29 protein-coding genes and 1 other annotated feature are annotated in these 25,430 nt (G+C 37.6%); of the genes, 17 read left to right on the top strand and 12 right to left on the bottom strand.

From position 1 onward, the window contains the following. Positions 1 to 19: 19 nt before the first annotated feature. The 5 genes from ACIFOT_RS01620 (at position 20) to ACIFOT_RS01640 (ending at position 4,503) form a co-directional block, all read left to right on the top strand. Positions 20 to 697 carry an ABC transporter ATP-binding protein gene (locus ACIFOT_RS01620; RefSeq protein ID WP_430061153.1) on the top strand — a complete coding sequence of 226 codons (678 nt, stop codon included), beginning with the start codon at positions 20 to 22 and terminating at the stop codon, positions 695 to 697. Continuing rightward, positions 666 to 1,841, top strand: a complete 1,176-nt coding sequence (locus ACIFOT_RS01625; RefSeq protein WP_430061028.1) for an ABC transporter permease — start codon at positions 666 to 668, stop codon at positions 1,839 to 1,841. The genes ACIFOT_RS01620 and ACIFOT_RS01625 overlap by 32 nt, the downstream gene beginning before the upstream one ends. Before the next feature lie 95 nt (positions 1,842 to 1,936). After that, positions 1,937 to 2,608 (top strand): response regulator transcription factor, encoded by a 672-nt coding sequence (locus tag ACIFOT_RS01630; protein ID WP_430061030.1) that lies wholly within the window; start codon positions 1,937 to 1,939, stop codon positions 2,606 to 2,608. A gap of 9 nt (positions 2,609 to 2,617) precedes the next feature. Next, positions 2,618 to 3,880 carry a sensor histidine kinase gene (locus ACIFOT_RS01635; RefSeq protein WP_430061032.1) on the top strand — a complete coding sequence of 421 codons (1,263 nt, stop codon included), beginning with the start codon at positions 2,618 to 2,620 and terminating at the stop codon, positions 3,878 to 3,880. Between the two features lie 101 nt (positions 3,881 to 3,981). Continuing rightward, positions 3,982 to 4,503: a PepSY-associated TM helix domain-containing protein gene (locus ACIFOT_RS01640; protein ID WP_430061034.1), complete on the top strand. Its 522-nt coding sequence runs from the start codon at positions 3,982 to 3,984 to the stop codon at positions 4,501 to 4,503. Between the two features lie 47 nt (positions 4,504 to 4,550). On the opposite strand, the gene ACIFOT_RS01645 is transcribed toward ACIFOT_RS01640, so the two are convergent. Together ACIFOT_RS01645 and ACIFOT_RS01650 are read right to left on the bottom strand one after the other, a co-directional pair. Then, positions 4,551 to 5,426 carry a cupredoxin domain-containing protein gene (locus ACIFOT_RS01645; RefSeq protein WP_430061036.1) on the bottom strand — a complete coding sequence of 292 codons (876 nt, stop codon included), beginning with the start codon at positions 5,424 to 5,426 and terminating at the stop codon, positions 4,551 to 4,553. A 109-nt stretch (positions 5,427 to 5,535) separates the two neighbouring features. After that, positions 5,536 to 5,673 (bottom strand): hypothetical protein, encoded by a 138-nt coding sequence (locus ACIFOT_RS01650; protein ID WP_430061038.1) that lies wholly within the window; start codon positions 5,671 to 5,673, stop codon positions 5,536 to 5,538. A gap of 149 nt (positions 5,674 to 5,822) precedes the next feature. Then, positions 5,823 to 6,037 (top strand) — a binding site (T-box leader). Positions 6,038 to 6,076: 39 nt separating this feature from the next. Here ACIFOT_RS01650 and proS point away from each other — a divergent pair. Continuing rightward, positions 6,077 to 7,516 (top strand): proline--tRNA ligase, encoded by a 1,440-nt coding sequence (gene proS / locus ACIFOT_RS01655; protein ID WP_430061040.1) that lies wholly within the window; start codon positions 6,077 to 6,079, stop codon positions 7,514 to 7,516. A 192-nt stretch (positions 7,517 to 7,708) separates the two neighbouring features. Further along, the gene (locus ACIFOT_RS01660) at positions 7,709 to 8,269 is read left to right on the top strand and encodes a GNAT family N-acetyltransferase (protein WP_430061042.1); all 561 of its coding nucleotides are present in this window, start codon (positions 7,709 to 7,711) and stop codon (positions 8,267 to 8,269) included. Positions 8,270 to 8,302: 33 nt separating this feature from the next. On the opposite strand, the gene ACIFOT_RS01665 is transcribed toward ACIFOT_RS01660, so the two are convergent. Together ACIFOT_RS01665 and ACIFOT_RS01670 are read right to left on the bottom strand one after the other, a co-directional pair. Next, positions 8,303 to 8,896 (bottom strand): YdcF family protein, encoded by a 594-nt coding sequence (locus ACIFOT_RS01665; RefSeq protein WP_430061043.1) that lies wholly within the window; start codon positions 8,894 to 8,896, stop codon positions 8,303 to 8,305. Between the two features lie 479 nt (positions 8,897 to 9,375). Next, a complete protein-coding gene (locus tag ACIFOT_RS01670; protein ID WP_430061045.1) occupies positions 9,376 to 10,224 on the bottom strand; it encodes a DegV family protein in 849 nt (282 codons plus the stop codon). Positions 10,225 to 10,450: 226 nt separating this feature from the next. On the opposite strand from ACIFOT_RS01670, the gene hmpA reads away from it, so the two are divergent. From hmpA to ACIFOT_RS01715, 9 genes are all read left to right on the top strand, one after another. Further along, positions 10,451 to 11,665, top strand: coding sequence for an NO-inducible flavohemoprotein (hmpA, locus tag ACIFOT_RS01675; protein WP_430061047.1), 1,215 nt, complete (start codon positions 10,451 to 10,453; stop codon positions 11,663 to 11,665). Positions 11,666 to 11,812: 147 nt separating this feature from the next. Next, positions 11,813 to 12,427, top strand: coding sequence for a DedA family protein (locus tag ACIFOT_RS01680; protein ID WP_430061049.1), 615 nt, complete (start codon positions 11,813 to 11,815; stop codon positions 12,425 to 12,427). Positions 12,428 to 12,618: 191 nt separating this feature from the next. Further along, positions 12,619 to 13,395: an SGNH/GDSL hydrolase family protein gene (locus tag ACIFOT_RS01685; protein ID WP_430061051.1), complete on the top strand. Its 777-nt coding sequence runs from the start codon at positions 12,619 to 12,621 to the stop codon at positions 13,393 to 13,395. 15 nt (positions 13,396 to 13,410) lie between these two features. Continuing rightward, on the top strand, positions 13,411 to 14,325 hold the full coding sequence (locus ACIFOT_RS01690; RefSeq protein ID WP_430061052.1) for an ABC transporter ATP-binding protein: 915 nt from the start codon (positions 13,411 to 13,413) through the stop codon (positions 14,323 to 14,325). Continuing rightward, positions 14,318 to 15,298, top strand: a complete 981-nt coding sequence (locus ACIFOT_RS01695; RefSeq protein ID WP_430061054.1) for an ABC transporter permease — start codon at positions 14,318 to 14,320, stop codon at positions 15,296 to 15,298. The genes ACIFOT_RS01690 and ACIFOT_RS01695 overlap by 8 nt, the downstream gene beginning before the upstream one ends. A gap of 117 nt (positions 15,299 to 15,415) precedes the next feature. Continuing rightward, entirely contained in the window at positions 15,416 to 15,784 is a 369-nt protein-coding gene (locus ACIFOT_RS01700; RefSeq protein ID WP_430061056.1) for a VOC family protein, read from the top strand. After that, positions 15,690 to 16,742, top strand: coding sequence for a phosphotransferase (locus tag ACIFOT_RS01705; protein ID WP_430061058.1), 1,053 nt, complete (start codon positions 15,690 to 15,692; stop codon positions 16,740 to 16,742). The genes ACIFOT_RS01700 and ACIFOT_RS01705 overlap by 95 nt, the downstream gene beginning before the upstream one ends. A gap of 327 nt (positions 16,743 to 17,069) precedes the next feature. Next, complete coding sequence (locus ACIFOT_RS01710) at positions 17,070 to 17,621, top strand: hypothetical protein (RefSeq protein ID WP_430061060.1); 552 nt, start codon at positions 17,070 to 17,072, stop codon at positions 17,619 to 17,621. Positions 17,622 to 17,732: 111 nt separating this feature from the next. Further along, the gene (locus tag ACIFOT_RS01715; protein ID WP_430061062.1) at positions 17,733 to 17,858 is read left to right on the top strand and encodes a hypothetical protein; all 126 of its coding nucleotides are present in this window, start codon (positions 17,733 to 17,735) and stop codon (positions 17,856 to 17,858) included. 52 nt (positions 17,859 to 17,910) lie between these two features. Here ACIFOT_RS01715 and ACIFOT_RS01720 read toward each other — a convergent pair whose 3' ends face one another. The 7 genes from ACIFOT_RS01720 to ACIFOT_RS01750 all read right to left on the bottom strand — a co-directional run bounded on the left by ACIFOT_RS01720 (position 17,911) and on the right by ACIFOT_RS01750 (position 23,727). Then, entirely contained in the window at positions 17,911 to 18,126 is a 216-nt protein-coding gene (locus ACIFOT_RS01720; RefSeq protein ID WP_430061064.1) for a twin-arginine translocase TatA/TatE family subunit, read from the bottom strand. A 67-nt stretch (positions 18,127 to 18,193) separates the two neighbouring features. Next, complete coding sequence (gene dltD, locus ACIFOT_RS01725; protein WP_430061066.1) at positions 18,194 to 19,408, bottom strand: D-alanyl-lipoteichoic acid biosynthesis protein DltD; 1,215 nt, start codon at positions 19,406 to 19,408, stop codon at positions 18,194 to 18,196. Then, positions 19,405 to 19,641, bottom strand: coding sequence for a D-alanine--poly(phosphoribitol) ligase subunit 2 (gene dltC, locus ACIFOT_RS01730; RefSeq protein WP_430061068.1), 237 nt, complete (start codon positions 19,639 to 19,641; stop codon positions 19,405 to 19,407). The genes dltD and dltC overlap by 4 nt, the downstream gene beginning before the upstream one ends. A 5-nt stretch (positions 19,642 to 19,646) precedes the next feature. Beyond that, complete coding sequence (gene dltB / locus ACIFOT_RS01735; RefSeq protein ID WP_430061070.1) at positions 19,647 to 20,813, bottom strand: D-alanyl-lipoteichoic acid biosynthesis protein DltB; 1,167 nt, start codon at positions 20,811 to 20,813, stop codon at positions 19,647 to 19,649. Further along, positions 20,810 to 22,327 carry a D-alanine--poly(phosphoribitol) ligase subunit DltA gene (gene dltA, locus ACIFOT_RS01740; protein ID WP_430061072.1) on the bottom strand — a complete coding sequence of 506 codons (1,518 nt, stop codon included), beginning with the start codon at positions 22,325 to 22,327 and terminating at the stop codon, positions 20,810 to 20,812. The genes dltB and dltA overlap by 4 nt, the downstream gene beginning before the upstream one ends. Positions 22,328 to 22,344: 17 nt before the next feature. Further along, positions 22,345 to 22,494 carry a teichoic acid D-Ala incorporation-associated protein DltX gene (gene dltX / locus ACIFOT_RS01745; protein WP_430061074.1) on the bottom strand — a complete coding sequence of 50 codons (150 nt, stop codon included), beginning with the start codon at positions 22,492 to 22,494 and terminating at the stop codon, positions 22,345 to 22,347. Positions 22,495 to 22,656: 162 nt separating this feature from the next. Further along, positions 22,657 to 23,727, bottom strand: a complete 1,071-nt coding sequence (locus tag ACIFOT_RS01750; protein ID WP_430061155.1) for a M42 family metallopeptidase — start codon at positions 23,725 to 23,727, stop codon at positions 22,657 to 22,659. A gap of 200 nt (positions 23,728 to 23,927) precedes the next feature. Here ACIFOT_RS01750 and ACIFOT_RS01755 point away from each other — a divergent pair, with 200 nt between their 5' ends. Then, positions 23,928 to 24,356, top strand: coding sequence for a hypothetical protein (locus ACIFOT_RS01755; RefSeq protein ID WP_430061076.1), 429 nt, complete (start codon positions 23,928 to 23,930; stop codon positions 24,354 to 24,356). Positions 24,357 to 24,466: 110 nt separating this feature from the next. Here ACIFOT_RS01755 and corA read toward each other — a convergent pair whose 3' ends face one another. Beyond that, positions 24,467 to 25,423, bottom strand: coding sequence for a magnesium/cobalt transporter CorA (gene corA / locus ACIFOT_RS01760; RefSeq protein WP_430061078.1), 957 nt, complete (start codon positions 25,421 to 25,423; stop codon positions 24,467 to 24,469). Between the last annotated feature and the right edge of the window lie 7 nt (positions 25,424 to 25,430).

Raw genomic sequence — 25,430 nt, forward strand, 5'->3', positions numbered from 1 at the left:
TATTCAAATTAGTAACTTAATGAAAACCTATAAACTCGGTGGTGAAACGGTTCATGCCTTAAATAGTGTTTCTCTTGATATTGAAAAAGGAGAATTTTTAGCTATTATTGGCCCTTCAGGTTCTGGTAAATCAACCTTAATGAACATGATTGGGTGCTTGGACCGGCCACAGGCCGGTAAGTATCTCCTTGATGGTAAAGATATTGGAAAAATGAATGATAATCAGTTAGCAACGATTCGGAATCAAAAAATCGGATTTATTTTTCAAAATTTTAATCTATTAACAAAATTAACCGCACTTGAAAATGTGGAACTGCCATTGTTATATAGCGGTGTTCCAGCAAAAGAGCGACGAGAGAAAGCTTTAGCGGGTCTTAGTAAGGTTGGATTGAAGGAGCGTGCAGGGCATTTACCGACACAGCTTTCAGGAGGCCAGCAGCAACGGGTAGCGATTGCCAGAGCCCTTGTTGGCAATCCAGCTATCCTTCTCGCTGATGAGCCGACAGGTGCACTGGACAGTAAAACCAGCAAGGAAATATTACAGGTTATGAAAGAATTAAATGAGTTAGGCCATACGATCATTTTAATTACCCACGATTTAGCGATTGCTAAACAAGCAAGGCGAATGGTCAGCATTCAGGACGGTCAGCTTCAAGAAAATGGGAGTGAACTCATTGGGAATTTTGCAATCTATTAAAATGGCACTGCGCAGCATTCAAAGTAATAAGCTAAGGTCAGCATTAACCATGCTCGGCATGATCATTGGTGTTTCCTCCGTCATCGTGCTCGTGTCGATCGCCCAAGGTTCGGCAAAGAACGTAACCAGCCAAATCAATCAACTAGGAACAAATCTTCTGACGATTAATACCTTTGGGACGGATTTAACCTTAACAGAAGATAAAATAAATGAGCTGAGTAAACTGAATGGCGTCAAAGCATTATCACCGGTGGTTTCCGGCCGTGTAAACGTGAAAAGGGATCGGACCACTTCACAAGTTACGTTGACAGGGACCAATGCCGATTATTCCAAAGTTCGGGATACAAAGGTAAGTAATGGGCGTTTTATTAACGATCTTGATATTGAATATAGGCAGAAAATTGCCGTTATCGGTTCGGAAACGGCATCCACCTTTTTTGGTGGGGAAAATCCTGTCGGTCAATATATTCAAATTGAAGGGACTTCCTTTAAAGTGGTTGGGGTTCTCGCATCTAAAGGAAGCTCGCTAGGTCAAAGCGGCGATAATGTCGTGATTGTCCCGCTTAGCACCGGTCAGCGGTTAGTGAAAAGCACATCGATTAACCAAGTTTATTTACAAGGAAAAAGCGAGGATCAAATGGATTTCGTCATGAATGAAGTAGAAATGGCAATGGCTTCAATGTATCCAGGAAAAGGTGATTCCTATAGTGTGACCAACCAGCAGGATATCATGGATACGATGAGCTCAGTTTCCAGTACGATGACGATGATGTTAGGCGGAATTGCCAGCATCTCCTTATTAGTCGGTGGCATTGGCATTATGAATATTATGCTTGTTTCCGTATCTGAACGAACAAAGGAAATCGGGATTCGCAAAGCCATTGGAGCGAAAAGGCGTGATGTTCTCCTCCAGTTCCTTATTGAAGCAGTCGTATTAAGTGGTGTTGGCGGTCTAATTGGAATACTAGCCGGAGTCGGAATTGGGAAACTACTTTCCTCGATACTAAGTTTAACCGTTTCCTTTACATCATCCGTAATGCTTTTATCCTTCTTATTCTCCTTGGCTGTCGGTGTGATATTTGGGGTGTTCCCTGCTAATAAAGCATCTAAATTAAACCCGATTCAAGCCCTTCGTTATGAATAATTAAGTATAGAGCGGACTCGACTATGTTGTGTCCGCTTCGTTTGCTATATAATGAATGTATTATAAAAGCCTTTATTAAAATTGGAGAGATTAATATGCGGTTATTAGTTGTAGAAGACAATCTTCCATTATTAGAATCCATTGTCGAGCTTTTATCGGATGAATTTGAAGTGGATCAAGCATCCAATGGGGAGGATGCATTGTTTTTAGCAATGCAGAATATACATGATGCGATTGTCTTAGATGTGATGATTCCGGAAATTGACGGATTTGAAGTGTTGCAGACCATCCGGCGGGACGGCATCAAAATACCTGTCCTATTTCTGACAGCCAGGGATTCCTTAGAGGACCGAGTAAAAGGTTTGGACTTCGGCGGTGACGATTATTTAGTAAAGCCGTTTCAGGCTGCTGAGCTAAAGGCAAGAATTCGGGCATTATTAAGAAGAAGCGGCAGTTTAACGACCAATCAAACGATTCAGTACCGGGGAATTGAGCTCCTCGGGAAGGAAAGAGATATTCAAGTCGATGGTGATTCTATAAAGCTTACTACTAAGCAGTATGAGCTATTGGAATATTTGATTCAAAACAAAGGCGCGATTTTAACAAAAGAACAAATTTATGACAGGGTTTGGGGCTTTGATTCCGATACGACGATAGCAATTGTCGAAGTGTTTATGCACCAACTCCGAAAAAAACTAGAACCTTATGGGTATCATGCAGATATCAAAACGATTCGTGGCGTTGGTTATATGCTTAGCGAGGAATAGGAGTATATCATGTTTCGTCAAACACATATTAGACTTACTCTGTTAAACTCCTTAGTCTTTATCATTTTGATTAGCATCCTTGGCAGCATCATTTATTTTTATACAGAAAATCGGCTTTATAAGGATGTAAATCAGTCGTTATTGGAATCCGTGAACCATATTGAAGAGCAACGGCCGCCAGGGCTAAGTGCTAAGCATGATGAAGCAGAGCCTGGTCCCAGGTTCATTCGGAGAGATCCGCGAATCATGACCTTGATTTGGGATGAGAATAACAATCTTGTAGCAGAACAAAACCGAGAATCTGAGATTTTTCAAGATAACGAAAAAATTATTCGACCAAAAAAGTTAAAAACGTTTCAGGATGTTGATGTAGAAAACTTTTCATATCGATATGTGGCTTTTAAAGTGGATAATCCTGTATTGGGGAAATTTACTGTTCAATTCATTCGTAATGTGAATTCAGAAAAGGAATTGTTGGACAGGCTTTTGTTAATTATGCTGATAGGCTGTGGGATTGGAATTATCTGTGCGATAGCAGCGGGGTATTTCCTGGCTGGCAAGGCTCTAGTCCCGATTAAAAATGCCTGGCAGAAGCAGCAGGAGTTTGTTTCTGATGCTTCACATGAGTTAAGGACGCCGCTTGCGGTTATCCAGGCAAAGACGGATTTATTGTTCCGAAGTCCTTCTGCCACTGTGAAGGATAAAATACTCGATGTGTCTGCGATTTCTACCGAATCAAGACGAATGTCCAAGCTGGTAGCTAACCTTTTAACGCTGGCACGGTCAGACTCCGATCAAATCGAAATGAAGAAAGATTCATTTCAGCTGGATGACCTTTTAAAGGAAATCCTTCAACACTACGAAGAAATTGCGATGTACCAAGAAAAGTCGCTGCGGTTAGAAGCCGATGAACCAGTTAGATTTTATGCTGATAAAGAAAGGATTCATCAGCTGATTGTGATTTTGTTAGATAATGCCATGAAATACACAAACGATGGCGGGGATATCCTGCTTTCCTGCAGGCAAACCCATTCTTCGATTATCCTTGAGGTAAAGGATAATGGGATCGGCATTCCTGAACAAGATATTCCTAAAATCTTTGACCGTTTTTATCAAAGTGATAAAGCCCGGACAGCCGCTGAAGGAACCGGTCTTGGTTTATCCATCGCCAAATGGATCATTGAGAAACATCATGGGAAAACAAAAGTTCAGAGTACCCTTGGAAAGGGCACGACAATTGAAATCATTTTTCCAAGAACCCAAAAAAATTAATTTGGGTTCTTTTTTTAAGAAAATCTTAAGGAAAGCCCTTCATAATATTCTTAGCAATTTGTCCAAATACAGCTTGGAATTTTGAAGGGAGAACAATTTATATGAAAAAAATGAGAAGAGCACATTTATGGATTGGCTTAATTGCTTCTGTTCTAATCTTTATGGAGTCCATCACGGGACTGCTGATGAACGAACCTTGGCTCATTGGACAATCCCAGGTAGAAGGCGGCCGTGGTAATTTCCAACCGGGACAATTTAACCAAAGACAATTTAATCAAGGCCAAGCAGGTCAAGGTACGGGTCAAAATTCAGGACAAGCGAACAGTCAAATGCAAGGTCAAGCGAATGGTCAATTCCAAGGACCACCGGGGTTTGGAAATAACGGTAACTTCTCTTTCAGAGCACGAGGTGAAGGTATGGGACAGGGCTCTATCCTAAGCACGATAAGAGGTCTGCATGAAGGGAGAATTGGCAATACAAACATCAAATGGTTGATCGACCTAACTGCAATTGCTATGATATTTTTAACGGGGTCAGGTATCTATTTATCACTTAAAGTACTCAGTGCCGATCGAAAAAGAAGAAAACGCCAAGAAGAAAATTTTGAGGTATTAGTAGATTAATATATGGAAAAAGCACACGGGTTTGGTTCGTGTGCTTTTGCTCATTTCTATTCTACAATGATGGTGCCTTTAAACATTTGCATTCCGCAGCTAAAGGTATATTCTCCTGATTTGTCCGGTGTAAATGTGAGATTGGTTGTACCTGTCTTAAGGTTAACGTTATTAATATTAAAGTCTGGAATCATAAAAGTGGATAAACAACTGTTCTCTAGCGGATTTTGGATATCCAATTCAACAGGCACCCCTTTTTTAACCCTGATTACGTTAGGGCTATAACCCTTTTCGGTTACAAGCATTTTTACTTTTGGAGTATGTTCCTTTGTCACATCCACCTCTGTATTCGCAATTTCCTGAGTGGTTTGAGCCTGAGCGGTTTCTGTTTGGCCCGGAATTTTGACCATATCGCTGGAATACATAAATAAAAATAAGGAAACAAGCACAATTCCTGCTCCAATAATCGCAAAAGGTGATAACTCTTCGGTATTTATAGAATATTTACTATTTGTCGCTACAAAAATATAAACAATGACAAAACCGATGATAAGAATATAAAAACCAACTAAAATACCTAATAAAATCGCAGGATTTAAGAATTGAAGGAATACTCCGAGTATCGCGCCATTTATACCACCCATCAAACCTGCAATCGAACCCATTAAGATTGCCAATAATCCAATCGGATGTCCAGCTAAGAACCCAATAACGAATCCAATAATCATACTGACTCCCATGACAAGAAAGGTCTCCCCGGATAAAATGCCGATGATACTCCCTGAAAGCAGGCCTGTGATAATCCCAATGACCATACTGATCATGACACCTTGTGTGCCTGCCAGTTTGGTTTTTTTGCAGTAAACAAGAAAAATAGAATACCCTGAGCAAATCGTAACAATAGCTGCTGAAATAATCGAAAAAATGTCCATATTTGTCTCCTCTTATGTCGTTAGGGTTTATTAAGATTAAACAACATAAGAATATTATAATTGTAAATATTTGAATCGGAGATAGGAGCAATTGAACGTTTTATGAAAATTAAGGCTTTGAGTTATTTTCTTTATCTAGAGTATTTTTATAAATGCGTTTTAGGGTTTCATTTTGCATTCTAATAAGTTCAAGCAATAATTCTTTTTCTTCCTCTTCCTGATCCAGCTCATCCTTATCTTTTTTCATGCTTGCCATTCACCCCAATTTTTACTAATATTTGCATTTTAACCGATATAGATTTATGGTTAAAGTGGTTTTTAGTTGATTAATGAAAAATATGCCAAAATATTATTTGACTTTTCGCGATGGGACATATATAATTTTCAAAAAATACTATTGAAACATTGACGAGGACTAGTAAATTGAAACGGTCTTAAAAAGAGAGGAAACCATTGGTGCAAGGTTTCTTAAGATCCTCATTTGAACCTGCCTCTGAGTTCTGTATCGGATATTTTGAAGATACATGCGGATAAAATCCGTTATCATGCAAAGAGTTTAAAGCAATCGCTTTATAAATTTAGGGTGGTACCGCCAGGCCTTGGTCCCTTTTTAGGATCAAGGCCTTTTTATATTTAATTTTAATAATGAGGTGTCAAAAATGGCAAAGGAATTTGTAAAAGACGTAACCAGCATGGACGAGGATTTCGCCCAGTGGTATACAGATGTTGTCACAAAAGCAGATTTAATTGATTATTCAAGCGTCCGCGGTTCAATGATTATCCGCCCATACGGTTATGCATTATGGGATAATATTAAAAATGAATTAGACCGCCGCATTAAAGAAACCGGGCATGAAAATGTATATATGCCATTATTTATCCCAGAGAGCCTGCTTCAAAAAGAAAAAGATCATGTTGAAGGTTTTGCTCCTGAAGTAGCGTGGGTTACACATGGCGGTTCTGAAGAATTGGCAGAGAGATTAGTTGTCCGTCCGACTTCAGAGGTATTATTCTGCGAGCATTACAAAAATATCATTCATTCCTATAGAGATTTACCAAAGCTGTATAACCAATGGGCTAACGTAGTCCGCTGGGAAAAAACAACCCGTCCATTCTTACGTACCTTAGAGTTCTTATGGCAGGAAGGGCATACGGCCCATGCGACTGACGAGGACGCGATGGAAGAAACCATTAAAATGCTAAATGTGTATGCCGCAATTTGTGAAGAAATTCTTGCGATTCCTGTTGTAAAAGGGCAAAAGACGGAAAAAGAAAAATTTGCCGGTGCTAAGGCTACGTTTACAATTGAAAGCCTAATGCACGACGGAAAAGCATTACAATCTGGAACTTCCCATCACTTTGGTACAGGGTTTGCTGAAGCATTCGGTATTCAATATACGGACAAAGAAGGTAAGCTTCAATATGTTCACCAAACATCATGGGGCTTTACAACAAGAATTATCGGAGCACTTATCATGGTTCACGGCGACGACCGTGGTCTTGTGATTCCGCCAAAAGCAGCACCAACTCAAGTCATGATTGTGCCAATTGCGCAGCATAAAGAAGGCGTGCTTGATTTTGCCTACGATTTGAAAAATTCTCTTGGGGCTTTTGCTCGTGTTGATATTGATGCCAGCGACAAAAAGCCGGGCTGGAAGTTCAATGAGTACGAGATGAAGGGTATTCCAGTTCGTCTGGAAGTCGGACCAAAGGACATTGAAAACAAGCAAGTTGTTTTAGTAAGACGGGATACGTTAGAGAAGGTAATTGTTCCTTTGGATCAATTAGAAACAAAGTTAGTTGAATTATTGGATGACATTCAAAGCAATTTATATAACAAAGCATTGAATCACCGTGAAGAAAGAACCACTGTTGCCTTGACACTTCCTGAATTAAAGGAATCACTTGAAGCAAAACCAGGCTTTATTAAAGCAATGTGGTGCGGCGAGTTAGCCTGCGAGGAAAAAATTAAAGAAGACACGACGGCGACATCTCGTTGTATCCCATTCGAACAAGAAAATCTGTCCGATAAATGTGTATGCTGTGGAAAAGAAGCAGATAAGATGGTTTATTGGGCAAAAGCATACTAAAAATTACACTTTTATGGGGCCTTTCCATTCGGAAGGGCCCTTTTGAATAGGTAATACTTCTTAAAATAGGATCAATTCGAAACTTTTTATTTTTATCGGCGAATCTAGCTAATTTATCAGCGAAATGCTTTTTATAAAAGGAAATTCAGTAATTATAGCGAATTTTAAAATGTGAGAAAGGGGACAAAAACGATGAAACCTATACTTAATGATTTTCCAGATGAATTTTCCACAGAAAGACTTGTGATTCGCAAACCCTTGCCTGGCGACGGACAAGCCGTTTACGAAGCTATGCAGGCTTCAATAGAGGAACTAAAGCCATGGATGCCATGGGCCCATCGGGAGCAGACTGAGCTGGACGTTGAAGCGAACATGCGTGATGCACACGCCAAGTTTTTAACCCGCGAAGATTTAAGGCTGCACCTATATGATAAAGAGACTGGCAAATTCATTGGATCTTCCGGTTTACATAGAATTAACTGGGATGTGCCGAAATTTGAGATTGGCTATTGGATTGACTCGCGTTATAGCGGAAAAGGGTTCATTACGGAGGCGGTCGAAGCAATAACGAATTTTGCTTTTACTGAATTACAAGCGAAGAGGGTAGAAATTCGCTGCGATTCAAAAAATGTAAGAAGTAAAGCCATCGCTGAAAGATTAGGCTTCGATTTAGAAGGTATTTTAAAAAAGGATGCTATTTCAGCAGATGGAAAAGAACTACGAGATACTTGCATATATGCAAAAACCGTATAAACCAATTAACCAAGAGTACCGATTTTGGTACTCTTATATACTATCTAGAAAATATCTCTTTAAATAAAATTTCGTAATCGCTAAATATTCACGAAAATAGGATTTCGGTACAGCTATCAAAGGAGTCTTCGCAGGTATTCCCTCCACTTCCAATTCATTGTCACGTGCAATTGAAATAGCCCGATACATATGAAAATTATTTGTAACGATGAGTCCAGCCTTTGCTCCCTTTTGAATTAGTTTTTTTGAAAAACGAATATTTTCATATGTATCAGTGGATTTGTCTTCTAGGATAATCCGACTCTCGCTAATTCCCTTTTTAATAAGCTCTCTCTTGATGGATTCCGCTTCGGAAATATCTTCCCCAGGGCCTTCCCCCCCAGAGGCAATGACAATAGTATTTTCATTTTCCTTTAAATATTTCGCAGCTGCATGTATTCTGCTGGCAAAGGCCAGTGAAGGGACGGTTCCTTTCACCCTTGCCCCCAGGACAATTAAATAATCAGCATTCTTGGGTGCTTTCAAATGGCTATATTGACTAATCTTAACTTGTAAAAAGGTGAAATAGATTAGACCTAGAGCTGTACATAACCCCAGCAAATGAAACACTTTTTTCTTATTCTTCATGATTTCAAATCCATTTCAGTAAATTTTTTTACCAATCTATCATATTATACAAAATAATAAAGTAGTATTGGCTGAAATTACTAACATATTTTTCAAATAGAGTATAATAATAGAAGAATCTTTTATCAAGGCTCTTTTCGTATCCTTTGTTGCTTTTAGAACTTTATAAAAGTCATTTACAAAGTTTCTAGGTAATTTTCGCAAATGTTCTTACGAAAAGATGCCACGAAGAACAGGGGATTCTGTCCTCATGAAAGTCTCATGAGGACAGGTTTAGCAAATTATATAGGAGTATTGTCCTCATGAAAGTCTCATGAGGACAGATATAGCAAGTTTTATTGGAGTATTGTCCTCATGAAGGGCTCATGAGGACATGGTAAGCAAATTATATTGGAGTTTGGTCTTCATGAAAATCCCATGTGGACATGTATTACTTTTTCAACCGAATCCTCATGAATGCATCTTAATAAAGAGGCCTTTTATTCACATACCCACGAAAGCCCAAGTGTCCCAACTCCCGTATGTACCCCCGCAACCGTTATCAGCATTAAAATTTCTGTTTCAATGTCTGGAAATGACTCGTTTACTAATTTTTCAAGCCCGATTGACCTATCTAGGTCATTGGCATGGACGATGGCTACTTTTCGAACCATCTTTGATTCGAGGTCTTCCTTTAATTTATTAACAAGCCAGGCTTGGGCTTTTTTTTCGGTTCGGACTTTATCTTTAATTTTTGCGGCTCCTTCTTCAATTGATAAAATCGGCTTGATATTAAAGAGGGACGCTAACAATTTTTGACTGCCTGACACGCGGCCGCTTTTGTGAAGCTGATCTAAATTGGAGGGCACTAAATATAATCGTGTGTCCTCACGGTAATCATTTAAAGCAGCAATCACATCAGGAATATCCAGCCCCTGCTCCACCAGTTCAATTCCGCGCTTGATTAAAAAGGATAGCGGATAAGACCCAGTTTTTGTATCAATCGCAAACAATTTAAAATCTTCCATGCCTGCTGCCATAACAGATGATTGATAGGTACCAGTTAAAAGGCTCGAGGCGTGGAGAGCTATTCCAAAGTCATAGTCTTCTTTTAATTGATGATAAAGTTCTACAAAGTCATTGATGGAAGGCTGGGAGGACTGAAACTTACCATCTTCGGTTTTCATTCGGTCATAAAATTCCTTTTCGGAAATATCAATTGTTTCCTTATAAAATTCATCATTAATTACAACGTGCAAGGGAATCACATGTATATGATGCTGTTTAATAAATTCATTACTTAGAGAAGAAGTCGTATCGGTGATCCATGCAATTTTTGCTTTCTTCATATTTTCCTATCCTGCCTTTATAAAATCCTATTCTAACTAGGTACACAATACAAAAATAGCAAATTTATGACTAGTTACATTTGTCATACGAAAAAGTGAACAATTTGTGAAATGTTTCGCAAAAATTTTTAAATGATAGCAAAGTGTGATTTAAATCACTTAATTGATGTGAAATTAGCCATATAATCACATTGGTAATAGGGAAAACAAGTAGGGAGTGTTTAAAATGCTAAACCAAAAAACAATTGATATCATTAAATCAACCGTACCCGTTTTAGAACAACATGGGGAAAAGATTACAACCCGCTTTTATCAGTTAATGTTTGGGAATCACCCAGAACTTTTGAACGTTTTTAATCATGCTAACCAAAAACAGGGCAGACAGCAAAAAGCTCTTGCCGGCACTGTATACGCCGCTGCCATGTATATCGATAACCTTGAAGCCATTATTCCTGTTGTAAAACAAATTGCCCATAAGCATCGAAGCCTTGGGATTAAACCTGAACAATATCCAATCGTCGGAAAACATCTCCTTCTTGCAATTAAGGATGTATTAGGCGATGCGGCAACAGATGAAATTATTGATGCATGGGCTCAAGCCTACGGTGTCATCGCTGATGCCTTTATTAGTATTGAAGCGGAAATGTATGATGAAGCCGAAAGCCAAAAAGGCGGATGGGAAGGCTTCCGAAATTTCATCGTTGATAGAAAAGTAGTTGAAAGTGATGTCATTACTTCCTTTTACTTAAAGCCTAAGGATCAAAGAGGAATCGCAGACTTTCTTCCAGGTCAGTATATCAGTATCATGCTGGAGATTGAGGGGGAGGAATATTCCCATATTCGTCAATACAGTCTCTCTGATGCGCCTGGGAAAGATTATTACCGAATCAGTGTTAAGCGGGAATCAGGAGTTCAATGCCCTGATGGAATGGTCTCCAATTACCTGCATGCTCAAGTGAATGAAGGCGATATTTTGAAGGTAAGTGCTCCAGCAGGAGATTTTGTCCTTGATACAGAAAAATCAACACCAGTGGTTCTATTAAGTGGCGGTGTTGGGTTAACACCAATGATAAGTATGTTAAAAACTGTTGTGGAAGTACAGCCGGAACGAAAGGTTACTTTTGTCCATGCCGCTGCCAATGGAAATGTTCATGCTCTTAGGGATGAAGTAGAGGAATTAACTCAACTTGAAAATGTAACATCCTATTTCTTCTATGATTCACCAACAGAAGAAGACCGTAAGAACAATCGTTTCGATGTCGAAGGCTATGTGACAAGTGAATGGCTGCAAGAAAAAGTTTCCCTTGAAAATGCCAATTTTTATTTCTGCGGACCAGTACCTTTTATGAAAGCAATTAATCGCTTTTTGAAGGAACTAGGAGTTAATGAAGAACGAATTCACTTTGAATTCTTTGGTCCAAAGGGCAATTTAGAAGATTAATAGAGTAATTTGCCGGTTTCCAAACAGGAAGCCGGCATTTTTTATTTAATAAATAATGGCATCCGATTACTATATATACGAAAGATGGATAAAATATTGTTATGACAAAAAATGGTCTTATCTAATTATTAGGGAGAGGTGGAGATTATGGAGTTTTTACTTTCCTTTATGAACGAATATGGATACCTCGTCCTATTTCTATCATTGGCGCTTGGAATCATCGTACTGCCGATTCCAATGGAAGCCTTGATGGGTTATGCAGGTTTTCTTTCATTTCAAGGTCAGCTAAACTGGATTGGCTGCATTATTGCCGCTTCGATGGGTTGTGTTATTGGTATGATCATCACGTATTTTATTGGGGCAAGGCTCGGTATGCCCTTTTTTGAAAAATATGGTTCACAGTTGCGTTTTCGTCCGGAAAAGATTCATTCTACGTCAGTATGGTTTAATAAATATGGAAACAAGCTTTTAATTATTGTCTTTTTCATCCCGGTTTTAAGGCATATCACGGGCTATTTTTTAGGGATCACCCGGTTACCTTTAAAGGTATTTTCCATCTATTCTTTAATAGGCTCTTTTCTATGGGTTGCTACCTTTATTATGTTAGGAAAAATGCTTGGTCCGAATTGGGAGCTCCTATTCCACGGTATCATGAAGAAATACATAATGTTAATTTGCATAATTCTTGGGATATTACTATTAGGAGTTTTGCTATTTAAGAAATATAAAAAAGGAATCTTAAAACAAGAACAAACCAGGTAGAAAAAAAGTAGGAATCCATTTGCGGATTCCTTTTATTTTTACTATGAAATAGGTAATTTTTATTTATCAATAGCCAAGGCTAACACTAAATGTTAATAAATAATGAATATTACATATTTGAAAGTCCTGAAAGTTTGATTCATTCTTCATCTGTGATTAAATAAGAGAAAAGGCCAGAAAGGATGAGTTTTTTGAATAAAAATGTCATACGATTCATTACTGTCATTTCAGTGCTATTTTGCCTCCTCTGGCTGATTGGTCTTGGTTTTGCAGTAGGTGGATATTATGCAGGAAAACCGGAAAAGATTTCGGAAACAAGCACGGTATCTAAGAAAGAGGAAAACAAAAAAGGATTAACTATCCTAGCTTTAGGTGATTCCCTGACAAGAGGAACGGGGGACGAAACCGGTAAAGGATATGTCGGCGTTTTATTGGATGAAATCAAGGAAAAAACAAAACGTCCTGTTCAGTTAACAAATCTCGGCATCAATGGGCAAAGGTCGGACCAGCTTAAAAAGCAAATCGGGCAAAAGGAAGTACAAAGACAAATTCAAAAAGCTGACATGGTGCTCGTAACAATTGGCGGCAACGATTTATTTAGAGGAGGACAAGGAATAGTTGACTTCCAAGCAGGAAACATTGCCACTATTGAGAAAAAATATCTAGATAATTTGAAATTTATTTTCGAACAAATCCGTAAAAGCAACAGCAAGGCAAACGTGTTTTTTATCGGATTATATAATCCTTTTATTGAATTGGATCAGGGAAAAGAAATGTCAAAGGTCGTTCGTCACTGGAATTACGACAGTGCAGAAGTAAGTGCTGCTTTTCCTAAAATCGTATTTGTCCCTACATTTGATTTATTTGAACTGAAAGTTAATGATTATCTTTATTCTGACAAGTTTCATCCGAATTCAAAAGGGTATCGTTTAATTGCCGAACGAGTTGCCTCATTGCTCACCTGGTAAGGAGAGGGAAATAGTATGGAGAAAAAAATCACATTATCAGTCAAGAATTTAAAAAAAGTGATTGGAAGAAGAGAGATTATTAAGGATTTGACTTTTGATTTGCGTGAAGGGGAAGTATTCGGCTTCCTGGGACCTAACGGGGCTGGCAAAACAACCACCATTCGTATGCTGGTCGGCTTGATTAAACCTACTTCTGGAAGTATTCAGATTTGTGGAAACAATATAGAAGACCATTTTCAAGAAGCGATGAACAGCCTTGGCTGTATTGTTGAAAATCCGGAATTATATCCATATTTATCTGGGTATAATAATTTGCTTCATTTTGCCCGAATGCTTGATGATGTTGGGGAAGAGCGAATAAGAGAAGTTACTGAACTTGTTGGCTTGACGGAAAGGATTCATGATAAGGTGAAAACATACTCCTTAGGGATGAGGCAGAGACTAGGAATTGCCCAGGCACTCCTGGGAAAGCCTAAAGTGTTAATTTTAGATGAACCAACAAATGGGTTGGATCCGGCGGGAATACGCGAGATGCGGCAGTTTATCCGTTTTTTGGCTGAAGCAGAAGGATTAAGTGTTCTCGTATCCAGCCATTTATTGAGTGAAATCCAACTTTTATGTGACCGGGTGGCGATTATTTCTAAAGGGGCCATTATCCGCGTTGATACGGTGCAACAGCTGCTGGAAAATCGTGAACGAGTAGTTTGGCATGTTGATCCCTTTGAAAAAGGAAAACAAGTATTGGGCTCCTTAACATCCATTGAGGAAAAAGACGATCGAACCATTTTAACAGAATTCGATGAAAAGCAAACACCGGAATGGAATAAACGACTCGTTGAGGCAGGGGTTTCTGTCATTGAAATCAATCGGAAAATGCCTGTACTGGAAGACTTATTCCTCGAATTAACCGGGGGTGATACGATTGAATAGACTGATACAAAATGAAATGATGAAGCTGATTGCCAAAAAACGGTTGATAGTCATTGCCATCATAATTGGCATTCTTGTTATGTTATTTACATATGCACAGTATAAGCAGGTTCAAACTCAGCGGGAAAAATTAGGGACCAGTGACTGGAGAACGATTTTACAACAGCAAATCGTGGATACGACTAATCGGTTAAGCAGCAGCCGAATTTCAGACGAATGGAAAAAGCAGCTTCAAATCTCTTTACAGCAGCAGCAATATTATCTTGACCATGACATTAATCCAGCAGAGCCCGGTGCCCCAACGTTCATGAGGATTTTCTTGGAAAGCTCGATTGATTTATTTATCCCTCTGATGGTCATGGTCATAGCTAGTGATTTGGTCTCTTCTGAACATAGTCTTGGCTCGATAAAGCTGCTTTTAACAAGACCTGTGAAACGGTGGAAAGTGCTCTTAAGTAAATACATAACTCTCTGTTTAGCAGTGTCATTAGTGATTGCGATTGCTGGTATTTTGTCTTATGCCATTTCTGGGGTTGTTTTTGGCTATAAAGGCTGGGGAGCCCCAATTTTAACAGGATTTAATGTGACGGATACAGGTTTAAATACCTCGGAAGTCAAGCTTTTAAGCCTGTGGAAGTTCTTGTTAATGGATTTTGGGCTGGTATGGTTCGTTTCAATCGTAGTAGGTACATTATCCTTTATGTTATCCGTATTGATTCGGAGTACGGCAGCTGGTATGGGCGTAATGCTCGCTGCATTAATTTCAGGTGCAATCTTAAGTAATATGGTTTCATCTTGGGAATCAGCAAAATACTTTTTTATGGTCAATTTACGATTAACCGACTACATGAAGGGTACGGCTCCACCCATTGAAGGAATGAATCTTTCTTTTTCAATGATGGTTTTATTTGTTTGGTGGGCAGCAGCCCTTCTCGTATCATTTTTAGTGTTTACAAAAAAAGATGTCTACTAATAAAAAACTATCTCCGTTCAGGCGGAAATAGTTTTTTTTGCATATAACTTATATTTGATAGAAAATTATTAATTTTATAAAATAGAAGTGAATACATGAAGAACTGGAGGGGTCAATATGTCATTTACCATTAAAAAAATCGATCATGTTCAGCTTGCGGGGCCAAAAGGGTGTGAGGAGGCTGCAAGAGAATTTTTTGGTGAAATCCTTGGGTTAACAGAGGTGGAGAAGCCAGAGGAATTAAAAAAACGCGGCGGGGTATGGTTTGAATTCGGTACCTTCCAAATTCACATTGGTGTGGAGGAGCCGTTTGCACCAGCTAAAAAAGCACACCCAGCATTCGTGGTTGAAAATATTGAGGACTTAAAAGCCCACTTTCAGGAGAAACAAGTTGATTTTACTTCAGACGAAAATCTTCCTGGAGCTTCACGGATTCATGTCCATGACCCATTCGGCAATCGCATGGAATTTTTGGAGTGGGTTTAAAAGACTTTTAATGTTATTAATAGAAATTAATAGTCAACAATTTGAATTACTTAAAGAGGAATGTTCTTTTTGGGATCAAAAAGTTACGGAAATACTTATCAAGGAAAAATTCCCGTCAACTGATATGCGAAGATTTCATTATGGTGCCAACATTGTTTACAGTTTCGGAGGAAATCAATTTGTCATAAAGTTATTTCCTAAGCACTTAAATGAACAGTTTACGATAGAATTAGAAGTTCTCACAATTCTTGAAGGAAAAATAAAAATCGTTGATACACCAAGACTGGTCAATTATGGTTCTTTTGAGGGCTGGAATTATTTAATCATGACCCAGCTGCATGGGGAACTGTTAATTGATATTTGGGATCGATTAACAAATGATGAAAAAGAGAAGCTAAGTAAAGATTTAGGAAAGACGATAAAGGAATTTCATGAAGTTCCGATTACGAGGTTAAAACAATTGCCAAGTAATTGGAACGGTTTCATTCAAAAACAGTTCAAAAATATGAAGCATTACCACCTAAATATGGAGTTAAATGCGAATTTATATTCAGATTTAGATTATTATGTGGAAGAAAAATATATTAACATAAATCCTGAGAAAAAATTGCTTACAGGTGAATACACTCCTTTTAATCTACTGTTAAACGAAAGGAATGGAAAATGGCAGTTAACTGGAGTCATTGATTTTGCCGATTGTTTTTTGGGAGATGGTGACTATGATCTATTAGGACCTATTATGTTTATGTTTAATAGTAATCAAAAACATATTAAGCATTTCCTTGAGTCTTATGGTTTTCCAAAAATTCAGGTTAATTATGTACTGCAAAAAAAATTAATGACGTATACAATTCTCCACCGTTTTAGCAATATAAATTATTTTGCCTCGCAAAACCAGCAGGCTAAACTAGCAACAAATTTTAATGAATTGGCGAGAATCCTAATTCCAATATCCTAATCGAACAGCCCCATTTAAAAAATGGGGCTGTTTTCCTTACATGGGGAGATATAAGGTGGGCTAACAAGGATAAAATCAGATTACTGTTTCGCTGTAATTTTTAGTAAACTTTTTAAAAATAGAGCTGTCGCTCTTTCTTTATGTTGTGAAATATTTCACATATAATCTTCGTTTATAGATTACGACACATAAAAAAAGAACTCAAGTGTTTTATCCCTAAATTTTTGTCGAAATGGTAAATTTTTTTTGACAAACTGGGCATGATAAATTCGTGCCGATATAAACTGGTTTAATCTTCTAAGTATAAAAGTAAGGAAGGGATATTTAATGAAATTAAAGTTGTTCAGTTTGTCGTTGGGGTTATTATTAGCATTTCCAGGAATGGCTGGTGCACATGGACATGCACCGGTAGACCATATGGAAAAAACGCCTTGTGACTGTGCAGAAGGCAAACAGCATCATCAAATACACAGAGACTGGCAAGCCCATATGCAGGAAAGAGAGCAAAAGCTTCTGGCTTGGGTAGACCAATTTACGCCCGATAAAAAAGCAGAATGGACGAAGGTTCTTGATGAAAGAAAAACGCTTCACAAGCAGTGGATGAGTCCTGAAAATGCAAAAAAGCGCGAGCAATGGAAAAATGAGAAAATGGCAAAAATACAGGAATTAAAGAAGCAATTGGATGCTGGTAAAATTACAAAAGAGGAATTCATGAAGCAGGCACATGGCGGCAAGGGGATGGGACACTGGAAAATGTACCATGATTTAAGTCTTGCCGTTGAGAAAAAGGATAACAAACAAGCAGCACTGCTATTAAATCAGTTATTACAGCAAACTAAAGAACATAACCAAAAGCTTAAAGAATTATTAAAGAAATAATTAAAGCAGTTAAAAAGCCAATTCTCATGGATTGGCTTTTTCTAATTTCGGTAGTTAAAAATACAAAACATGGGGAAATTAATAATGATGCATTTATGAGGAGGTATCCGAATGAAACGAAAAAATTTAATGCTGGCAACTGTAGGATTAGGGGCAGCGTTTTTACTTCGAAATGAAAAATCCCGGAAAATGCTAATGAACCAGTTTCAAGAGATGGCAAAGAAATCTCGGAAATAAATAAAAACAAAAACATCCCTTTCGAACGAAGGGATGTTTTTCATTTGTGACATTACTTTTTTAATTCAATTTTTTCCGGTTTCACTTCTTTAATTTCTTCTTTAATTTCTTCCTTGATATCGTCTGCAATTCCTTCTGTCGCTCTCTTAAACTCACGGATTGACCTGCCAAACGCCCGTCCAATTTCGGGAAGCTTATTTGGCCCAAAAATAACCAAAGCAACAATTAAAATTAATATTAATCCCGGTACACCAATATTTGAAAACATAATTACATCTCCTAATGAGTGGCTGGTAAATAGTCTACATTATTATAACGGATATACGATAATTATTCTAGTTTTTCGGCAATTTTGCTTCAGCTATTGTATCCGACACATTTTTCCCATTATAAAAGTCTTTTATTACTTTATCTGTATATACCCAGCCTTTCCAGCCAATATGAATCGTATCCTTCATAAAATAGGGGTCGTATTCATGATTTGAAAAATCGGCAATTTGAAAGCCCTCAGATTCAATTTGCTTTTTTATTCGGGTGTAGTATGATTGTCGGCCTTCTAACGGGAAACCTGTATAATCATACCACTTCCCATTTACGGGAACAGAAACAAATAATGGTTTCGCTCCGGATTCCTTCAGCAAATCAAGGACAAGTTGGAAATCATTATATTCAGGGGATTCTCCATAGGATGCCCCGACCTTTGAATCCTTTAAGGAAGGAACCAATTTCTTTATTTTATTGTATTGATAATTACTAATATAAAAAGAATTGTTCGTTGATAGTCGTTCTCCCATATGCTCAGCTTGGACTTCTAATTGGTCCCAGGATTTATTCCGGACTTTTTTGTTAATATCACGATTACGGGAAAAACCGCCTGCGAGCGTATAATAATAATCCTTTTTAACCAATAAATCATGATAAAAAATGGCAAAGGGACGATAGATAGCAGCCTTTTTCTGTGTCCAAGGATCATTCGTAATTTCCGCTTTTAACATCGTTGAAAGAAGCGGATCACTATTAATCGGCGAAAATGTAAGCAAACGTTTAATCGCTTTTTTCTTTATCACTGGATCTATTTTTTGATTCAAGGCAAAATCATATCCTTGAAGGGAAGAATAATTTGGAACAAAATGGCTTTCGTCGGCTCCTCCCGGTTGAAACCATTGCGGAGAAAGTACAAAGATGAGCTTTTTCCCTTTTAGCTGATCCGTATGCTCTGAAAAATTTAAAAAGTGAATTAATGATTCTGTCCCGCCCCGACCAACAAGAAATGGAGTAAATCCATCCTTCGTTTCCTTGAAATAATTGGACGGATGAAAACGATCCAGCCTTGCAAGCTCGGAAGAGCCATAAATCGGCAAATACTGTTTATTCTTCAACATTTCTTCTTGAACATACTTTCCTTGAAACATAAATGGATTTAATTCCGTTGCCGCTTGAGTGACTCTAGTTTTTGGAATTAGGTCTTCAATCCATTGATTGGGTATTAAAATCAACATAGCCAGAACAAGGAAAGCTAAGAAAATTGGTGAAAATAAAGGTTTTTTCATCTTCTATCAGCCAATAAATTGGCAATGTTATTTGGTGTGTTCCAAATATCGCGATCGAATTCTGTGATCGGGATAAGAATATTAAACCGTTCCTCGGCCTGAACTAGTAATTCAACAGTGCCAAAAGAATCCAACAGACCAGAAGTAAATAAATCAATATCCGGATTTTCCTTCACAACATCGTCCTGGCAGATTTCAGCTAATAATGCGATAACTTCATTTTTAAATTCCATGTTGATCAAACTCCCTTTTGAAATAATTGTCCTGAGAAAATATAAAAGCCAAAGCAAATGAAATGGAACGTGATGATAATAGCCGCCACATGGGTAAATTTATTGTTTGGCCACCATTTATGCTTCTTGTTAAATCGTTCAAATGAATTATATATAACCATCAGCAGGGCGTGATAGATTCCATATAGAATATATTGGATTTCAAGGCCATGCCAAAAGCCCATTATTAAAAAGAGTAAAATATAGCCTAGATTTGAGACAATGTTGCGGTTTTTTATCCATTTCTTTTTTGTCATCCAGAAAACAAACCTCATGTATACATAATCTCTAAACCAGAAGGAGAGACCCAAGTGCCAGCGATTCCAGAAATCCTTAATATTTCGGCTGATAAAAGGTTTGTTAAAGTTTTCCGGAGATTTAATCCCCATAATAAAACTGACACCAATCGCGAAAGCACTATATCCTGCAAAATCGAAAAAGAGATAGAGGCTGTAAGCATACATATAATATAAGTGATGCTGGAATTGGCTATGGGCAATAAATCGTAAATTAGCGATAAAAAAATGATTAATAGAATAACCAATAATATATTTATATAAAAACCCAAGGAAGATTTTATTGATTCCATCATAAAGCAGCTGCTTATAATCATCTCCGGATATTTCCGTTTCTAAATCCTTTTCAAACCGGCGGTAGCGGTCAATCGGGCCCGATGAAATAGTTGGGAAGAATAAGATAAAATACAGCAGTTTAGATAAAGGCAGTTCCTTTTTAATAAGCCCATCTCTAATTTCCATAATGATTTGTGTACCCTTGAAGGTTAAATAAGAAATTCCCAGAAAACCAATTACGCTAATATGCGAAAAATAAGGCAGGAGCTTCGAAACGGCCAAGGGCAGAATCGATAGAAAAACCGCCGTGTAAAAAAAGCCATTACCATTCGATTGTTTTCGGTAATGCAAATAGAACCTGATTAATAAAACCTGCCAAATGGTAAACAGTATTAACGCCAAAGCCTGATTAAGAGAAGATGAAAATATCAAACCTAAGGCAGCAATCGTTGCCAACATATTATAGGTATGAAATCTTTTTCCCCGTAAACCAAGAATTATCGTCGGTGCTAAAAGGATGGCGATGATGAAAAAGAATGAGAACGAACCATATGGCGTCATGTCCGCACCATATCCTTTATTGTTTTTCGGTCCAGTTTTCCATTGGCCGTAATCGGAAGCTCTTTATGATAGGAGAACTTCCTTGGAATCATGTAAGCAGGGAGGAATTCGCCAAGTTCTTTTTTTATCGCTCCCGTTAACTGATAATCTTTTTCAAAATCATGGTTATCAGGAATAATCACGGCTTCTAAATATTCAATTCTCTCATTTTGAAACACAGGAATGACAGCTGCAGCTTTTACAAATTTTGATTTGGCAATATGGAATTCAATTTCTTCTAATTCCATTCGGTAGCCATGCAGTTTAATTTGAAAATCAATTCGGCCTTTGTAAAAAATAAGCCCTTCTTGATTTTGGTAGCCGGCATCCCCTGTGCGATAGGCAATATGTCCATTATATTGAAAAAAAGCCCGTTCTGTTAGTTCCTGCTGTCCAAGATACCCTTTACTAACACTTGGACCGACAATAACCATTTCTCCATTTTCACCAGTGGAAACCTCATTACCATTTTCATCTAAAAATAGGATCTGTGTATCTTCTTTCGGTTTTCCAATTGGGAGATATGGATAGGAATCCAACATTTCAGCAGTAACCTCAATCGAGGTTACTGCTACCGTCGCCTCTGTTGGTCCATAGGTGTTGAATATTTTTGCTTTAGGAAACCTGTCGAACAATTGCCGGCAGATGCCAACAGGGAGGATTTCTCCGCAAAATAAAAACACGCAAAGCTCGGGCAGCAACTCCTCATTAAAAGAGGGGTCCATTAAACACATCTGTACAAAGGAAGGTGTTGATGTCCAAATTTGTGTTTTAGAATCGGTTAATGCCTCAAATAATAGTTTCGGCTTTGCTATCATTTCTTTTGTGATAGCAAAAAGAGTTCCACCGCTGACCAATGCAGGGTAAAGGTCCATAACAGAAAGATCAAAGGAATAAGGTGCTTGATTTAAAAATCGAAATGGTCCATTGATCGGAAAATCCACAGTCATCCAATCTACAAAGCTCTCCAAATTAGCAGCTGAAATTTGAACTCCTTTAGGATTACCAGTGCTGCCGGACGTATATATAATATAAAAATTATCTTGGTTTTCCACCCAGTTTTTCTGGTCAACTTGCTGTTCAAAGGGTTGCCCCAATAGGATATCCTCTACAGTCACAACTGTAATAGATGAAGTATCAATATCCATTACTTGCCCAGAACAATTAATGACTAATTCCAATCGAGCACTGTTGATGATATTTATCACGCGCTCCGAGGGAATCGAGGTATCTACCGGTATATAAGGATGACCTGACTTTACGCTGCCTAAGAAAGAGACCAGCATCGAGGCTTCCATATGACCGTAAACCAATATCGGTGATTGATTTTGCAAATTTTGGTTTAATAGAAAGTCAGCCACTTGCTCTGACTGTCTCCAAAGCTCGGAATAAGTAATTTCCGCAGTGGGTGATATATAGGCTAATGTTTCTGGTTGTGTTTGTGCAAGCTCTCTTATGGTGTTTAATATTCTCATTGTTTACCTACCTCACATTAAAAGTCGTTGTAAATATAAGAACCGGCACTTGCATCATTAAAACCGTACATAAAAAATAACAAGAGAAGAATCAGCAAATAATAGACAAAGCGGCCGAACCACTTTAACTTTTGATTGACAATGAAAGCTTTAAATTTACCAAACATAGTGGTGTACCCCCTAAATCCCAACTGACTTAACTATAATAATTCGGATTTGCATCTGTTGCATTAAAATTAGATGAGAAAAGAATTAATTTTAAGTGACCAAATCCTAAAAATAAATAAAAAAAAGGCCAAGTTGTGACGCTTGGCCTTTTTCAATGATGATTATAATACTAATTCTGATTGGATGTAATGGAACAATAGCTTAGCGGTATTTTCAAGCGATGATTGATGTGTCCGTTCAAAGGCATGAGATGAATCAATCCCTGGTCCGATTAGTCCATGGACAATATCATGCCCGGCACGTATGGCGGCTGACGCATCGGAGCCATAAAACGGATAAATATCGAGTTTATATTCGATATCATTTTCTTCAGCCAGACGTACCAGATTTTTTCGTAATCCATAGTGGTAAGGACCGCTCGCATCCTTCACGCAGATGGAAACGGTGTATTCATCGGTAGATTGACCATCACCCATAGCTCCCATATCAACAGCTAAGTATTCAACCGTTTCCGGTGTAATATTGGAATTACCTCCATAGCCGATTTCTTCATTGTTTGAAATCAGAAAATGAGTTGTATAAGGGAGTGTAATATTTTCAGTTTTTATCTGTTTCATTAACTGTAGTAAAACGGCCACGCTTGCCTTATCATCTAGATGGCGGGATTTTATGAAGCCGCTCGGCGTTACTTCCACACGCGGGTCAAAGGATACGAAGTCGCCAACTTCAATTCCAAGGGCCCGAATATCTTCAGCATTATGTACTTTTTCGTCAATTCGAATTTCCATGTTTTCCTGATTTCGTTCTGCTTTTCCGGCATCTTTATATACGTGGACGGAGGTCTGGTGCATTAAAATGGTCCCCGTATATTTTTTGCCGCTGCTTGTTTCTATCTGGCAATATTCTCCTTCAATCGAATTGAACTTAAATCCGCCGATTAGGTCAATTTTGAGTCTGCCATTCGATTTGATTTCCTTAACCATTGCCCCGAGTGTATCTACATGAGCCGTCAGCATCCTGTGGCGCCCTTGATCCTTCCCTTCAACCGTCGTAATTAATCCGCCTTTGCGGTTTCTTTTCGTCTCAATTTTCAGCTCGGAAAGGTATTTTTCAACAAAAGTTATAACTTCATTTGTATTGCCGGACGGGCTTGGAATTGATACTAAGTCCGTTAATAATTTCATGGTTTCCTCTGTATATTTATTTGGCACGGCATGTTCCCCTTTCAGCATTTTCATACATATTTATTATACCTATAATCAGCAGTATCTTGTCTTATTTGGACCAGCCTTTTTTCTTGAAAATTTTTTTATAAAGGGTACAGGAAATTTCTAGAAGAGAATTCAAATTTCTGGTAAAATAATATAGTATATTAATTGATTTTAATATCAAATATTCTATTAGAATTAATTCTCTTTAGAGGTATTTTATAATGAAGGACGATAACTTTACACACCATATAAATACGCTTATTAAAAACTATGAACAAGCTAATGGCAGGGCTCGATTTGAAATGATAAAAGTAAATGATACATTAATATATACAGACATAGATCAAAGTCTACTTGATTTCGTTAACCTAAAACGACATGATATAATTGGAAAAACATTTTTTGACCTCCCTATAAAGAAACATTGGGCAGGGAAAATGTCAGGTATTTATGAAAATGTTTGGAAAGGCAATGAGACAGGTTATTATTCATTTCCTTACTCAAATGAAAATATTTTTTTAATTATTGCAATAAGGCCTATCATCGTAAATGGAAAAACAGTTAAGATAGAAGGTCGATGTGCACCTATAGAAAATAAGGAATTCGATAAGGGGTTTTCAGGTACGCTTATATTCCTAAAGGATTTTTAATATGAAGTTAAGAGGCTGACCGAAAAGGCCGTTGAATGACGACTCTTTTGGGCCAGCTTTTTTATTTATACTGTGTTAAACGTGGCTGTTGCTTCCCAAATATCCCGCAATTAAAACCATCCCTTTTTCTTAAACCAGAGAAACATAGATAATCCGATTACTCCCATTAATACAAGAGAATAGCCATACCCATATTTCCAATCCAATTCAGGCATATTTTTAAAGTTCATCCCGAAGATTCCTGCAATTAAGGTTAATGGGGCGAAAATGGAAGTCATAATCGTAAGAACCTTCATCACATTATTGGTTTGATGGGAATTTAACGAAAGATAATTATCCCGAATGTCAGCGGTTATCTCTCGGTTTGCCATTAGCATTTCCGATAATTTTAAGAGATGGTCGTAGATATCAGAATAATATTCTTTTCTTGTTATTATGTTTTTCAAATGCTGAGAATTTAACATTCGGTAGAGCAGATCACGCATTGGATTAACAGTATGTGTTAGATTCAATAACATATATCTTGTTTCGAATAATTCTTTTAATAAATTATTCATTGGTTTATTAAGAGTGTTATCTTCAATTTCATCTAACTTATCCTCAATTTTGTAAATAATAGGGAAGTAGTTGTCTACGATTTTGTCTAAAATTTCGTAAAACACATGAGTATTAGTAAACTTATCTAAGTTTTTTAAAGTTGTTATTCTATCCACTACCTGAGAAACTTCAATAGAAGGCTTAAGGTGAAAAGTAACTATATAGTTTTCACCTGCAAAAAATTCTAGCTCCTCCTTTATGATTTCCTCTCTTTCTTCTCGAACAATATGTGTAATAAAAAATGTATATTCATCGTAATAATCGAGTTTAGGTCTTTGAAGGGTAGTATTTATGCAATCTTCAATAGCCAGTGGATGAAAATTAAAAGTTTCGCTTAAATGTTTTATCTCCTCATCAGTCGGTTCATTAAAATCCACCCAAAACCGTTTATATTTGGTTAAAGTTAATTTATCAATGGTATCTTTTTTTTCTAATGTATTTGACTGGGTAATACCCATGAAGCTGATCATATTAAAA

Source organism: Neobacillus sp. NRS-1170, from assembly GCF_050468025.1.